Source organism: Neobacillus pocheonensis, assembly GCF_050477905.1.
In the GTDB taxonomy this organism is placed as follows: domain Bacteria; phylum Bacillota; class Bacilli; order Bacillales; family Cytobacillaceae; genus Neobacillus; species Neobacillus pocheonensis_A.
Window position 1 is genome coordinate 1 of record NZ_JBCNAD010000052.1, and the last position, 14324, is coordinate 14324.

Annotated in this window: 10 protein-coding genes and 1 pseudogene; 9 read left to right on the forward strand and 2 right to left on the reverse strand. The window is 34.7% G+C overall.

The window, feature by feature from the left end:
• Positions 1-78 precede the first annotated feature (78 nt).
• A pseudogene (locus tag ABES02_RS25275) lies at positions 79-1082 on the reverse strand (DUF3231 family protein).
• Positions 1083-2528: 1446 nt separating this feature from the next.
• Between ABES02_RS25275 and ABES02_RS25280 the strand changes: the two are divergent.
• Positions 2529-3164: an HNH endonuclease gene (locus ABES02_RS25280; protein WP_430140530.1), complete on the forward strand. Its 636-nt coding sequence runs from the start codon at positions 2529-2531 to the stop codon at positions 3162-3164.
• A gap of 276 nt (positions 3165-3440) precedes the next feature.
• Positions 3441-4148 carry a hypothetical protein gene (locus tag ABES02_RS25285; RefSeq protein ID WP_430140531.1) on the forward strand — a complete coding sequence of 236 codons (708 nt, stop codon included), beginning with the start codon at positions 3441-3443 and terminating at the stop codon, positions 4146-4148.
• A gap of 175 nt (positions 4149-4323) precedes the next feature.
• Here the strand turns inward: ABES02_RS25285 and ABES02_RS25290 are convergent, their stop codons facing one another.
• Entirely contained in the window at positions 4324-4926 is a 603-nt protein-coding gene (locus ABES02_RS25290) for a recombinase family protein (protein ID WP_430140532.1), read from the reverse strand.
• Positions 4927-5148: 222 nt separating this feature from the next.
• Between ABES02_RS25290 and ABES02_RS25295 the strand changes: the two genes are divergently transcribed.
• The 7 genes from ABES02_RS25295 (at position 5149) to ABES02_RS25325 (ending at position 14266) form a co-directional block, all read left to right on the forward strand.
• Positions 5149-6054 (forward strand): HNH endonuclease, encoded by a 906-nt coding sequence (locus tag ABES02_RS25295; protein WP_430140533.1) that lies wholly within the window; start codon positions 5149-5151, stop codon positions 6052-6054.
• Positions 6055-6461: 407 nt separating this feature from the next.
• The gene (locus ABES02_RS25300) at positions 6462-6809 is read left to right on the forward strand and encodes an HIT domain-containing protein (protein WP_430140534.1); all 348 of its coding nucleotides are present in this window, start codon (positions 6462-6464) and stop codon (positions 6807-6809) included.
• A 140-nt stretch (positions 6810-6949) separates the two neighbouring features.
• Positions 6950-8107 carry a hypothetical protein gene (locus ABES02_RS25305; RefSeq protein ID WP_430140535.1) on the forward strand — a complete coding sequence of 386 codons (1158 nt, stop codon included), beginning with the start codon at positions 6950-6952 and terminating at the stop codon, positions 8105-8107.
• Between the two features lie 684 nt (positions 8108-8791).
• Positions 8792-9379, forward strand: coding sequence for a hypothetical protein (locus tag ABES02_RS25310; RefSeq protein WP_430140536.1), 588 nt, complete (start codon positions 8792-8794; stop codon positions 9377-9379).
• A gap of 10 nt (positions 9380-9389) precedes the next feature.
• Positions 9390-9617 (forward strand): hypothetical protein, encoded by a 228-nt coding sequence (locus tag ABES02_RS25315; protein ID WP_430140537.1) that lies wholly within the window; start codon positions 9390-9392, stop codon positions 9615-9617.
• A 116-nt stretch (positions 9618-9733) separates the two neighbouring features.
• Positions 9734-11458 carry a caspase family protein gene (locus ABES02_RS25320; RefSeq protein ID WP_430140538.1) on the forward strand — a complete coding sequence of 575 codons (1725 nt, stop codon included), beginning with the start codon at positions 9734-9736 and terminating at the stop codon, positions 11456-11458.
• Positions 11459-12565: 1107 nt separating this feature from the next.
• Positions 12566-14266 carry an ATP-binding protein gene (locus ABES02_RS25325; RefSeq protein WP_430140539.1) on the forward strand — a complete coding sequence of 567 codons (1701 nt, stop codon included), beginning with the start codon at positions 12566-12568 and terminating at the stop codon, positions 14264-14266.
• Positions 14267-14324: the final 58 nt, after the last annotated feature.

The window sequence follows — 14324 nt, forward strand, 5'->3', positions numbered from 1 at the left end:
CCTTACCTATCTGTATCAATAAGATTTTTTCTTAGAAATTAAAAATGCCCATCCGTATGAGGAAGGACATTATCGTTATTATTTTTCTTTTGCGATTTCTTTTCTATTAGGAGCAAGAGGCGGCTGTTCTAACCACTTGTTTTTTGCCATAATATCAAACCAGTCTTTGGTAATTACTAATGTTTTTAGAATGGTTTTTTCATAAACTACACCAAGGTCTGTTCGCATGGCTCCAGCTAGACCTGTTCCGTGATATACTTGTGCAGTTTGAGCCAAGAAACCAATATGATACAACATTAATTTATCCGAAAAAGGAGCGTCTTTTGACGTTGTAACCTCTGTTTCCCACGACATCGGCACGGCAAATTATCCTTGTGCATAATTTTTGAAAGGGCTTGTATAATTTCATCAGCTGTTTTTTCAGATTGCTCAAAAAACTTTCTTACTTCTTTTGATCCAGTGACTTGACTGAATCCTATCGAAAGAGCTTTTGCCATAATGCTCTTTTTAATGTTCAGAGAAATACTGATTATTTCTGTGGCAGATAACAGTCTCCCTTTTCCTAAGAATCCATCAGTAAAATCTTTGGTAGAAATATATTCAGGCCTCTCGGTAGGATAGAAATAGGGGTCTCTTTGGAATTTTCCTTTTTCAAGCAACAACTCAATGGTTAAATCGTACAGATTTTTTGCATCATTGTCACATGAATTGTAAAATTCCCGTATGTCCTTTCTGACAGAAACACTTAAAGCTGTTGTATGACCCAACAAACCATGTATCGTCATAAGATGTAAATAATTTAAGCAGAACATGTCAGAAAACAATCTATCTGCACTTTTATTAAGATCGGACTCAGTAAATCCAATTGGAATGGGAAATCCATCTTTCTCAATGAAGGAAACAAGCTGCTTCTTTTGCTTTTCGAAGGTCTCAATGGCAAGTAAAAAAACTTTTTTTATTGATTCGTCTTCAATAATGGAATACATATATCTATTTACTGTATCGGTCATTGTTCCGTTTACATACTCCCCCCATAGTGTTCCTATTTCGGAAGATGTAAGTTTTATATTTTCATTTTCCATATTATCACCTCTTCCGTATTATTTACTAATTCAGAAAAAGATATGAAATCCTATGGACTTAAACCTTTTAGATGATAAAAGTTGAGCAGATGCTTGTTGAACTAACGGGTGCGATAATTGAATAACGGAAATTACCATACGAATGTACCTATCATGGGTATATAGCAGGAGGAATACGGTTGTACAGTGTCTGTCAATCTTTCCCGATTTATATTTCTAGTTTAATATTTTCAGTTATACATTCGAATCCCGTATTCAATCCTCATGAGTATCAGATCAAATAATATACAAAAGCGCAGCCATTACGGTTGCGTCTTTTTTTTGCATTCAAACGTTCTTTGCAGCCCTAAGTATCCAAGGAAAACCTAATCCGATTCCATTGATTGGACGGAGGTAAATGATAACTTAGCTAAAAGAACAAGTAGATTAAAAAAATTTCAAAAAGGGCGATACAAATCCTATCTCATACCGGACTGTTATATATGAATGGGGGTTTTTTACTTTTTTCGTTACGATGGGCCAATTGTGCCGGACTGTAATCATCAAAAGGGTAATACTCGTGAGGAAAAAATTTTATAAAATAATGCGTTAAAAACGTGCCTGTAGACCGGACTGTTAGTATAGGAGCGATAAAGGAGGAATTATGAAATGGTTACTGTTAAAACGATCAAAATTAACAAGTCATCTAAACTTCTTCGTAAATTTTGCGTTACAAATGCCATAAGGGGCCGGACTTTATATGTGAGGAACAACAAAGGAGGGATTCAAAATGAAAGAGCCGTCAAATTTTTTTAAAAAAAAATTGCTACAAAACCGAAATTAGACCGGACTGTATATTCGAAGGTTAACAAAGGGAGGAATCAGATTGAATTTTTACAAGGCATTTAAAAATTTATTAAAAAATCTAGTTACATTTCGCTCCATAGACCGGACTGTAGTATTGAAGAAAGTCATAGAACCAAATTTTTAGTATATCATGCGTTACGATAGCGTCCATGAGCCGGACTGTTATGTGGGAACGATAAAGGAGGTGGGTTTTGAATGGTTACAGCTGCACGATCAACGTTCCTGGAACTAAGCCGCAGAATTAGCAAGGTGGATGTGCGTCAGTAATAGTTTGATATCTGCAATAGAAAAAGGAGCTATAAGGGTTACTCCCGATTTTACTAAGAAGTTCAAACGAGCTACAGGAATTACAGATGCCGTTCAAGTAGATATTCAATATTTGCAGACAAAGATTTGCGGCTGTTATTTACATTTTGTGTAATTAATCTACAAATTGAGGAGGAGTTAAGGTGGGGAAAATTGATAGTTTCAAGAAAAAGTCAAGGAAATACAAGAAGCTACAAAGATATCAACAATGAACGAAGAGGATATCGATAGGGTGATTGAAAATTGGATGGTTGACACATTAAATACAAAATTAAAGGAACGAGGTATTAAGTAATGAAAAATCCATATGAAATTATAGAAGAACAGGGGATAGCTCTCATACATTGCAAGCGTTACAACAAGGTCGTGAAAGCACCTATTTCGATAGAAGATTTAGCCAGGGCAAAAGAATACCCAAATACATGGTCACTACAGTGGAATGCGAAATCCAGAACGTATTATGTTCGTGGTCAATTGAATGGAAAAAAAGTATTTTTGCATGCTTGGTTAATGAATCCTGATTCAGGAAAAGTTGTGGATCACATTAATCATATTGGCACTGACAATCGACGGAATAATTTAAAAGTCTGTTCAAACACAGAGAATGGAAGAAATATACTCTCAGAGGTTATCTTTGATCAATGGCTCGGTTTACATGGCGCACTAATGAAAAACAGTAAGGATAAATATGGAAATTTATACTGGGGCGTTTCCCACTTCAAAGACATATTTCTAGGACGGTTTAAAGATGAAGCTGAAGCTTTTTTGATCCAATGGATCGCACAAGAGGTATATGACCGTATAACTGATGAACAAATCCTAAATCGAATAGTTCCGCGTGGTCATAAAGCTGAAGATGTCCAAAGACGAATTGATTTCGTCCGTAAGACATTCAAAATGCCTGATCCAGCCAGGGCGGTGCTCACTTAAAGTAACTCATAGGGCGGTTTCTTCGTCGTCGTTATTAGCGATAAACGAAAGCCGCCTGTATTTACTTAACAATCATCGCATTTACTTACATTACGTTAACATATCTCGTTATATCAACATCTTATTACGTTATTTATACGTTTATATTTACCATTATATACGTTACTCTCCTTCGGGAGTTCCTCCCTCAGTCGTACATAATATATACGACAAATTTGGGTGGTTTGTCACACTATTTTCTATGAATATATAAATTTTTTTAAAGGAGCTACTAGTATGTTAGCTGTTAATGAACTTGATAGATACATTCTGCAACCTGAAGATGAACCGAAGGAAACGGTTTATGAATTTTTGGAGCGCAAAGAACGTAGGATCGAAAAGATTTACCGTAAAGGTAAGGTGGACTTAATTAAAGCGATTGAACGATTATACGAAGATGAATATCCAGACGATGCTTGCGATAGGATTTGTACGATACTCCGTAGTACAGTCATAGCATCTTCACGACATTGGTCACGGAATGCTCAATCCAGCGGGATTAGACTGTATGCCGATGATTTCGAAGAGGTCTTTTGGAAAGCTGTTCTAGATATGATCTGGTACGACTATGATAGCCGTAGCGACTTTTGGCTATATGAACACATCATAAAGAAAATGCGTTCCAATGCGTTGGATTTGATTAAATGGGCAAAACGAGAGAAACGTGTTCATGATTACACTGCAGCCAGTATAGAGGAAATGCAAATCGCAGATCAGCGAACAAGCAACTTGGAAAACAACGTAATTCACACTGTAATGGTTCAACAGATGATGGGTGAGCCGTTATTAGACGTCCATGAAGGAGCGTTATTACGTTATCTTTACGATTATCCAGAAGCTACACTAAGAGAAATTGCCGATACACTGGGGTTGAACCATCCACAGAAGGCGAGTCGTTTTTTAGAAAAGGTTCAGAAGAAGTTGACAAAATATCGGGGGCTATAAAACCGTTAAAGCGTTTGATGTTGCACGACCGAAAATGGCGGTTTTCAAAAACCTCAGGGTTTACGATCAGCAGTTTAAAAACGTTGATATTCCAGTGTTTGGAAGATGGTTTGTGTATAAATGTAAAGTAAATTTACTTGACGTCGTGACATAAAAAAAGACGGTTATCCCGTCCCTATTTGCCCTCGTATTCCTTCACTTTCTTGTAGAAGGTCGCTTTTTTCATATCGACTTGTCTCATAAATTCCACAGCTGTAATTTCGCCAGACTTCCACCGAGTATACAGTGAATTCCATTTTTGTGGTAATTCCATTGTAGGTCGTCCAAACTTAACTCCTTTTTTCTGTGCTAATGCTATCCCTTCAGATTGTCTCGTTCTAATCTCTTCACGTTCCTTCTGAGCGAATGCAGCCAATATAGCTAGAACAGCCTGTTGGATTGCTTTAAGTATTACGTCATCTTGGTCTGCATCTGTATTAAGCATCGGCTCTTTAATGAATTCTAGATTAATGCCGTTCTCAACGAAATAACGGTACTCTTTCAACGTATCATCCATGCTTCTGCCCATCCTGGTGATACTATCGAATACGACTGTATCGCCTTTACGGAGAATATTCTTAAGTGATTGATATTGAGGGCGATCGAATGTTGATCCGCTTTGCTTATCAATGAATATATCTCTTTCCTCGATGTGACTTTGTAGCATCGTTTCAATCTGTCTACCTTCGTTTTGTTGCTTTGAACTTACACGTACGTAACCGAATCGTTTAGTCGTCATTAATCTTCTCCCCCATCTAAACATCCTATGGGATAATCATACTATTATTGTTTATAAAAGTATATTTTATTTTATAGACGTTCATAAAGTTAATTTAGCACATTTATAGACTTAAAATTTGTACATTTCAGTACGTTGAAAATAGTGTACTTTTATAGACGATTATCGTAGTACAGTAAAAAAATGGTAAAATAGTTACATCTATTGTAAGGGGAGATATACATGAAAGAGATTCAATTACATGGTAAATACGCCGAAGGAAAAGTCGCATTAGTAAGTGACGAGGATTACGAGCTTCTTAGTAAATTCAATTGGTATGTTGATAGTAATGGATATGCAGTTATTCGTGTGAAGATGCACCAACTTGTAATAGATCAGGCTGGCATAGACAGAGAAGGTTTGATCGTTGACCATATAAACGGAAATAAACTTGATAATAATCGAGAAAATCTCCGAGTATGTACACATCAACAGAACATATTTAACAAAAAACCAATGACTGGTTCGTCTAAATATAAAGGTGTGTATTGGAGCAAGAAGCAAGGTAAGTGGGTTGCCAGGATAGCTGTGGATAAACATAAAAAGCACATCGGTTATTTTGTTATCGAAGAGGACGCTGCCTATGCTTACAATCTTTATGCTCATAAACTAATGGGAGAGTTTGCTAGACCCAATGTTTTGCCGAAAGATTATGACGGTAGTCACGTTATAATTGATCGTGAATTTTCGTCTACTTACCGAGGTGTTCGTATGATGGAGTGGGGGAAGTACACAGCAACGATTGTCCACGAAGGGAAACAATACTATTGCGGTGCATTTCACGACGAGAAATTAGCTGCTCTTGCCTACAACAAGAAGGCCGTTAAAATATTAGGAGATGAAGCCGTTCTAAACGATGTTCCATGGGACTATGTTTCACCTACTAAAGACCTTCATAAGCGTAACAAGTCGGGCTACAGAGGAGTGTCTTACAATAAAAAATTAGATAAGTGGGATGCAACCATTTCTCACCATAGTAAAAGTATTTATTGTGGGAGTTACGAAGATCCGAAAGAAGCTGCTCTAGCGTATAATGCGAAATCAATCGAACTTAAAGGTGATAAAGCGAAACTAAAAGTTATTGATTAAATGACAAAGGCGTGGTTCTTCCATTTATTCTTGATTGATTATGTCTCAGGAAGCACACTGTTTAAGCTTTAGTTGGGTTCGTAGTGATATAGTGACAGATTAGCGTAGGGGCTACCCTATCACGAACGATGAAGCCGAGCCATATCGGCACTTGCCTGGTGTAATGCACAAATGGACGACAAATCCCGAAACCTTGACGAGTTCGAAATGAAAGATACCCACCTTCCACAAAATTAGTTCTCAAAATAGCCAAATCGATTTAAAAATTTTTTTCGGAATCAGAAATCTCGGGGGCTTTGTTAAACTAACTGTCAGGATCGTTCAAGAGGTAGAAATCATACTATATTCCTTTAAATTTGGAGGAAATAGGTAAAATTTGTCGTATTAGTAATTGGTTATAAAATAATTTGGGAGTTGTTACTTATGCTAACGGGGTTGAAGATTTTTATTGTGATGAAGTATTAAGTGGTAAGATAACTGTAGAAAATGTTTTGGAAACTGAAAATACTCTTGCCTTTTATCATACTCGTCCTTTTTATGATGTACATATCGTGGTTATCCCCAAAAAACATATTACTTCACTGATCGATGTTAAATCTGAAGATAAAGATGTGCTGAACGATTTATTTTCCGTGATTCAGAAAGTATCAAAACAGGTAAACGACAAATACGCTGCCTGTACTGTGTCAACTAATATTGGTGAGAATAAAGCAATAAACATATGCATTGGCACGTTCATTATGGTAACCGTATAAAATATTTAGATGGTACTTGGTGCTAAAAGGTAAAAAACGTTTTTAATCTAGCAGGGGTTATGTTCCAAACAAAAGTTTGAAATAATTAGTTTTATTTAGGGAGAAACACTTTCATAAATCTCATATAAGGGGGAATAACAGTGATAGACTTTGCCGATTTAGACTACCTTTTTAGTAGAAAGGCTTTAGATAAGTTAAGTAAGAACCCTAAAAAGATATATAAAAATTATCTGGCTTTAATATTTACTGCTGCTCTTAATAAAACAACATTGATTGAAAGGCTAGATAAATACCGTGGAATTCAAACGAGTTGTTATGATTTACTAAATAATCCAAAGGAATATACAGAACAATCATTGGTTGAATCAACAGGTAAGTTATTTAGAGGAGAATTAAATGCAAATTATATAAAAAATCCTAATGTTGATTCTACAATTGATTCAATAATTTCATTTATGAGAGAAATGATAAAAAGCAGAATAAATGGTGAGCGCTATTTAATTAGCCTTAAAGAATTAGAAAAAATGATGTCGGTTAAGCAATATTTAAGTAATTATTATTCAAATTCGTATGACAATCTCGAACATCATCATTGGATTGAATTTGATATGGAAAAAGGATTAGTACATACTTTCCCTGAATTTATAACTTATGCATATTTAGTTTCTATATGGAACATTTATCTTCAAAAAAGAAAGTGTTTAATTGAAGCTAGAGAAGATCAAAGGCATATACTTTCTCAAGATATTGTATTTCCTAGTGATATTCGTATTAAAGTTAGAACAATTGAAAGCGAAATGCAAGCATTAATAAATTCATTGAGTGTACAGTGTATAACATTTACAGAATCCTATCTATACTATGTTTACTATAATGTAAAGGAGGGTAATTTTAAATTACAAAGTGACATAGCAAAAAAGTTTATAAAAAAATCTGAACAACCAAATGATGAAGATATTATAGATAACCTAATTAAACCTGAGTTTTTACAAGCACTTGAAACAGAAGAAGAAAAATTATTAAATCTATATGCAGGTTTTAAAAAGATAAACAGAAAAAGAAACAGGTTAATACACGCATCAGCTTTTGAAAACGAAAAGAAATCACATTTAATTCCCTTAATATCTATGGGGTCAGAAGAATTAGTTGATACATTAGATTTATGTGTCCAGTTTGTTTTAGAAGTAGAAAAAATTTTACCTCAAAGTCTGAAATTACTTTTTTGGTGGGGCACAATGAAACACCCGAATTTTAAAGAATATGAAGAAGGTAATTATGTTACCCGGAGAGACATATAGTCTCAGGGTAAAAATAATGTTTGTAGTTTAGCTTATAAGCCTCTCTTTAAAAAGCAGAAAAAACCTGTCCAAGCCTAAAGGTGTATACCCACAATTTTGAGTAATTAAAACCAAATGGACGAAACACAAAAAAAGAACAGCTCTTTTAGTTGCTATTAAAACGATAGATAATTTAGGGGCGACCGTAAGGAAAGGATATTACTGAAATGAATAAAAGTAATCGGTAGGCTTAATGCTCGCCTTTTGTAATTCTGAAATTGTGAAATTTTGTACTTAAACTATCGGTTGCTTTACATTAATAAACGATGATCGTCAAAAATGGCGATCATTTTTTTGTATACAGACAAAACGTTAGATTATGTAGTCAAGCGTTGGTAAACGGAAGAGGAATTCATGAAGAATGGATTAATGGTGTAATATGGGTACCATATCACAAAAAATAAGGATGTGTTGTACCCTCATGTGCCTGATTATTTACGAAGATGAAGGTGTAATCCCGAAACCTGGTAAGGATAAAGCCTCAACCTATTTGACTTTTTTTCACACAGTGGGCATATTCGTATGAATCCTTTTATCCTCTGAAGTGGAAAAATATACTAATCTCTTAATTTACAATTTATGAAATATTCGTTATTATATTGTTATGATTTTCCAAGTGTCGAAAAGGAAATTTGAGGTGTAGATATGTCAAGCACACAGAATCAATCTGGACAACAACAGCAAACCGGGCAACAAAATCAATCTGGACAACAACAACAGCAATCTTTCCCTTCGGCAGAGTTGCTTTTTGGTGCTATTCAGAGAGAATATGATAAAGAAGATGAACGTGCAAGTACCTTAGATACAAGAGTAGGAATATTAACTACGGTAACTGCAGCACTTCTGGCATTTATTCCAACGTATATCAGTATTCCAGATTTAAAAAAAGTAAAGGTAGATAACGTCCTTAACGCCTTGCCTTATACTTTTTATTTTTTATTCATTATTATCACAATATTATGTTTAGTATGTTCTTTAGTTTATTGCTTAAGGATAATTGGGATTAAGACCTATAATCGAGTAGATTTATCTGGTTTTACTAACCCTGGAAATATTGCAGCTCCAACTGATGTCGTTGCAAAAGCATTAACAATTACATATAGACAAAATATTGAACACAATGGGAAGGTTAATGACCAAAAGGTAAAGCTTTATACAAGAGGAGTATATTGTATTGCAGCTGCTATAATATCAGCAGTTATTATATATATTTTTAATATTTTTATTAAATAGGAGGATAGAGATGCCGGCAGATGATCAGTTATCTCAAATAGTGAATCAAATTTTAAATGGTGAAAATGATGGAAATTCTCCTAGTTTTGGAAGTAGGCCAGTTTCAGAAGGAGCAAGTTTTAGTTCGCAGGTTATAAAGAGGAACTTTAACTATGGTGACGATCCTTCCTTTTCAGGGGAAACTGCAGTTCGTGAATGTGAATTAACTAAGACAGAGTTTGAAAAAAGAAACAAATAGGAGTTGTTTAATCCCCGATTTTAGTCGATCGGGGATTGTATATTTTTGGCATTTGTTTACAGTCGATTGCTAATTGCAACCCAATGGTTATTTATGTTTAGGGAGGTATTAAAATAATGTCTGTAATATATAGACCTATGTATACAAACAGTTGGGCACTTGTTATAGGGATAAATAAGTATAAATATGGAGGAAATTTAAGTTACGCTTGTAACGATGCAATTGCAGTCGCAACTATACTAAAAGAAACCTATAAATTTCCCGAAGAAAACATTACGGTACTATTGGATGAAGACGCAACAAAAGCAAATATAATGAGGATGTTTCTTAAGCTAGCAAATGATAAGGTACAAATTGATGATCGGATTATCATTTTTTATGCAGGTCACGGTCACACTATGGTGGGGAGACGAGGTGATATTGGTTTTCTAGTACCACATGATGGTAAAGCTGACGATTTATCAACATTTATTAGATGGGACGACTTAACAAAGAATACTGAATTAATTCGGGCTAAACATATCTTATTTATAATGGACGCATGTTACAGCGGATTGGCGATATCACGCTCACTTCAACCAGGTTCATATCGGTTTTTAAAAGATATGTTGAAAAGAGGCTCTAGGCAAGTCCTTACTGCAGGGAAGGCTAATGAGGTTGTAGCAGATTCTAATGGACCAATACCAGGACATTCTATATTTACCGGTCACCTAATACAAGCTTTGGAGGGGAATGCTTCTAATGTTGATGGGATAATTACGGCAAATGGAGTAATGTCATATGTCTATGAAAAGGTATCAAAGGATATGTACTCTGAACAGACCCCTCATTATGGCTTTTTAGAAGGGGAGGGAGATTTCATATTTAAAGCTCCAATCTTGGATAATATGCCAGAAGCCGAAGAAGTTGAGACTGATTACTTAGTTGAAATTCCAGCGGTTTTACAGGAACGCAGCGTAAAAACAATTGAAGATATTATTGATGAGACAAAAGAATTCTTATCAGAAAGTAAAAGTAGAATAAAGCTTGACGATATGGTAAACCATGAATTACGTAAAATTGTAATGCTTTTAACAGATGAACATTTCCCTGTCCAAGGAATACAAGTAGATGCAGAAAATCTTATAGAAAGATTAAGTAAATATGAAAGTAATGCAAAAGGTATTTGTTTAATAACCAGTTGCATTGCTCATTGGGGGCAAGATGAACATGCTCCAATTATTAATAGAATAATGACTCGATTAAGTGAAAATAATGAATTGCGTGGAGGTTTAGATCTTTGGCTTAGATTAAGATGGTACCCTATATTACTAGTCATGTACTCTGGAGGAATAAGTGCTCTTGCCAACGAAAACTACGAGTTTTTAGCAAGAATTCTAACAACTAAAATTAGAGACGAGCGCCGTGAAGATAATAAAGAAGTTGTATTAAGATCCATTTCAGAATTAACACCTATAAATGATGCTTTTAAAATGATTCCTGAGCATGAACGTCATTTTGTACCACGAAGTGAGTACTTGTATAAAATTTTACAACCCGATTTGGATGAGCTCCTCTTCCTTGGAAAGAGTTACGATGAAATTTTCGATAGGTTTGAAATATTCTTAGGATTAGTGTACGCTGATCTCTATTCAGAACAGCACATTTGGGGCCCAGTAGGAAGATTTGGTTGGAAGTATCATAGATCAAATAATATACTTGCTGAAATAATAAAGGAAGCAGATAGCTTTCAGGAGACTTGGACACCTTTAAAAGCAGGTTTATTTAGAGGTTCTTATGAGAGATTTAAAGAAATTGCCCTTAAATTCGAGGAGTTTATTAGTAGGTTAGGTTTTTATTAAAATTAGAAATTGATAATATGTCCAAACCTTATAATCAAGAGTTTTCAAAGGTTAACATGTTTACGAAACATGATAGGAGCTTTTCTAATTGAGGATACGCTTAATGATATACGATAAACGGAAATTTTGGGTACACTTCGTAAAACAGCGAACCCTTCCGTATATACAATTCACAATTATATTATTCAAAAAGGGAGCAGGCTCGTACCTGCTCTTTTATTGTCTAATCACTATTAAAAGTCACAAAAATTGGTGCTCATCAAGTGCAGCTTTTGAAGGTGCGTCGTTAATGTCCTTAGGTAAACGTAATACCATGCCATGATATTTTCCGTATTCGCTTGATCGCAAATTAGGATGTAACAGAACAGTCATACCCTTTGAATCAACACAGATATATCCAAGATCCCACAATGTATGAATATCCCCTCTATATGGCGTAACATGTGGAGCTTCAAGTGCTTCTTAAATATCTCATCCTGTTATAGGGCATTTTCCTTCATAAGCCACCTAATACTTTTTACGGAAGGGAAGATTGTCCCTGGCGTTGAACTATGGATCTAAGAGCTTTTTTACGCTCATCAACCACACCAGATGGGTCAAAAAAATCCCTCAGTATTTACAATTTCTTCTTGATTTTTCTGTAAAATAAACGTAAATGTCTTTGCAGGAGAACTTATATCGTCAGGGATATCTCCTTTTGGTGACATACCAACCAGAATAAAGAAACCACTGACCCAGGCGAAGAGAAATGCAATCCCGATTTTGTACTGAGCCCTCTTCCGACCTTTGGACTGGGTTTTTATAGTATCTCCCCTGTTATTTACTTGTCAATGCGTGGTCGTTTTAAACTTTATTGGCGTTAATTGCCTTTAAATAAGCGTTTTTATCCCTGGCTGCAATGTATATGTATACTTGGTGTTGATGACGAAACCAAAATATGTAGGCCTTTTACCTTTTGATATAAAAAGAAGGTAACAAATCATAAAATATCTAATTATTGTTGCTAAGTATATAACTAGGTTATGAGTAAAAAGATTTAAAGTGATAAACAATTTTATTCCATAATATAGTAAAATATACAGATAATATATTTTGGGATGTGATTTTGTGATTACAAGAACTATTATTAAACCTGAAGTAAACCCGAGTAGAGAATTTTTGGAGATCGCTTCAGACTTTTCCAATCCTTTGGATGTAGTAAGAGAAGCAATTAGTAATTCATTTGATGCAAAAGCATCAGAGATATATATTCTTTTTACAGTATTTAAAGAATACGGGAGAAGAAAACTAAAGATTACAATAAGAGATAATGGCCTCGGAATGGACACTAAGGGATTAAAATCATTTTTTGATTTGGGGAATTCCATCAGAAGAGAAGAAAAAACAAATGATGAAAGCCTAATCGGGGAAAAAGGGCACGGGACAAAAATATACTTTAATTCCGAAAGTGTTTCAGTGACGACAGGTAAAGATGGAAAAAGGTATGTTGCTGTTATGGAAAATCCTATTGGATTGTTATTCGAAGGTGAGGTACCTACTGTTAATGTGGAAGAAATTACTGAGAACTTTGAGGGTACTTTTATTGAGATTATAGGATATAACAATAATGAAAGATCAGTCTTTAATCATGATAGATTAGTCGATTATATTTATTGGTTTACAAAATTTGGGTCATTTGAGAAAGAAATAAATGAATACACACCATACAATAATGTAAAACTATTTGTTCAAGGAGTTGATAGAGACACCCCTGAATTACTTTCTTTTGGTCATAGATTCCCAAGGGAATCAGAAAATTTGGATAAATTATTCGAAAGTTACATGGCAGATGCACCAGATTATTTTGTAAAGAAGTTAGTTTATACAGGATCGTTAAGTAAGTATCCTGATATACAATATCAAGCGGTCTTTTATATTGAGGGAAATAAAGCAAAACGAACAATAAATAATATGATTAAGAGAAGCGGATATACTGCTCCGGATGGTGCATATAGGGTTCAAGAGAGGTACGGAGTATGGTTATCTAAGGACTTTATACCTGTTCAAAGGAAAAATGAGTGGATTACTAGTAAGGGGTCTGAATACACGAAATTCCACGCTTTTTTCAATTGCCAAGAATTAAAGTTAACAGCGAATAGAGGTTCCGTTGATAATACTCCTGCTGAGATACTTGATGAAATCCAGGCGACTGTAAGAAGTATCTATCAACAAATTACAGAAAGTAATGAATGGGGAGATTTGGAATGGTTGGAGGAACAATCTCAGGCGTATCAAAGTGAAAAAAAAGAAGAGAGAGATTACGAGAAGAGACTAAAGTTAATCAAATCAACTAAAATTGCAAATTACAAAAATAAGAAATTAAGAGAGCCGAGACAAGAGCAAGGAGTCTTTGCTTTATATCATTCGATTGACATGCTTGAACCCGATTTATTTCCCTTTGAGATAGTTGATTATGATACACATGCTGGTATAGATGTTTTAGCTAGATTGAGAAATACAGGAGTCGATCTTGAGCGCTCACTTTTAAGGTTTATCGAGTTTAAACATATACTAAAAAGTTCTTTTAACCATTCTTTCAATAGACTCTATGGAATAGTTTGTTGGAAATTATCGATCAAAAATGACGAGACAGTGACTGATATATTTGGAAACAAGAGAAAATTAAAATGTATACCTAAGACTGATTCGAATAGTTATACTCAATTCTTTTTAGAAAACGAAAGAGATCCACATAGAATTGAAATAATAGTTTTAGAAGAATACCTACAAGAAAGGCTAGGTATTACTTTTCAAAGGTCAAAACAATAAGATTTCACAATAAAAGTTCTACAGAACCTACATTACATGTATTTGGCAAGCAAAAAAT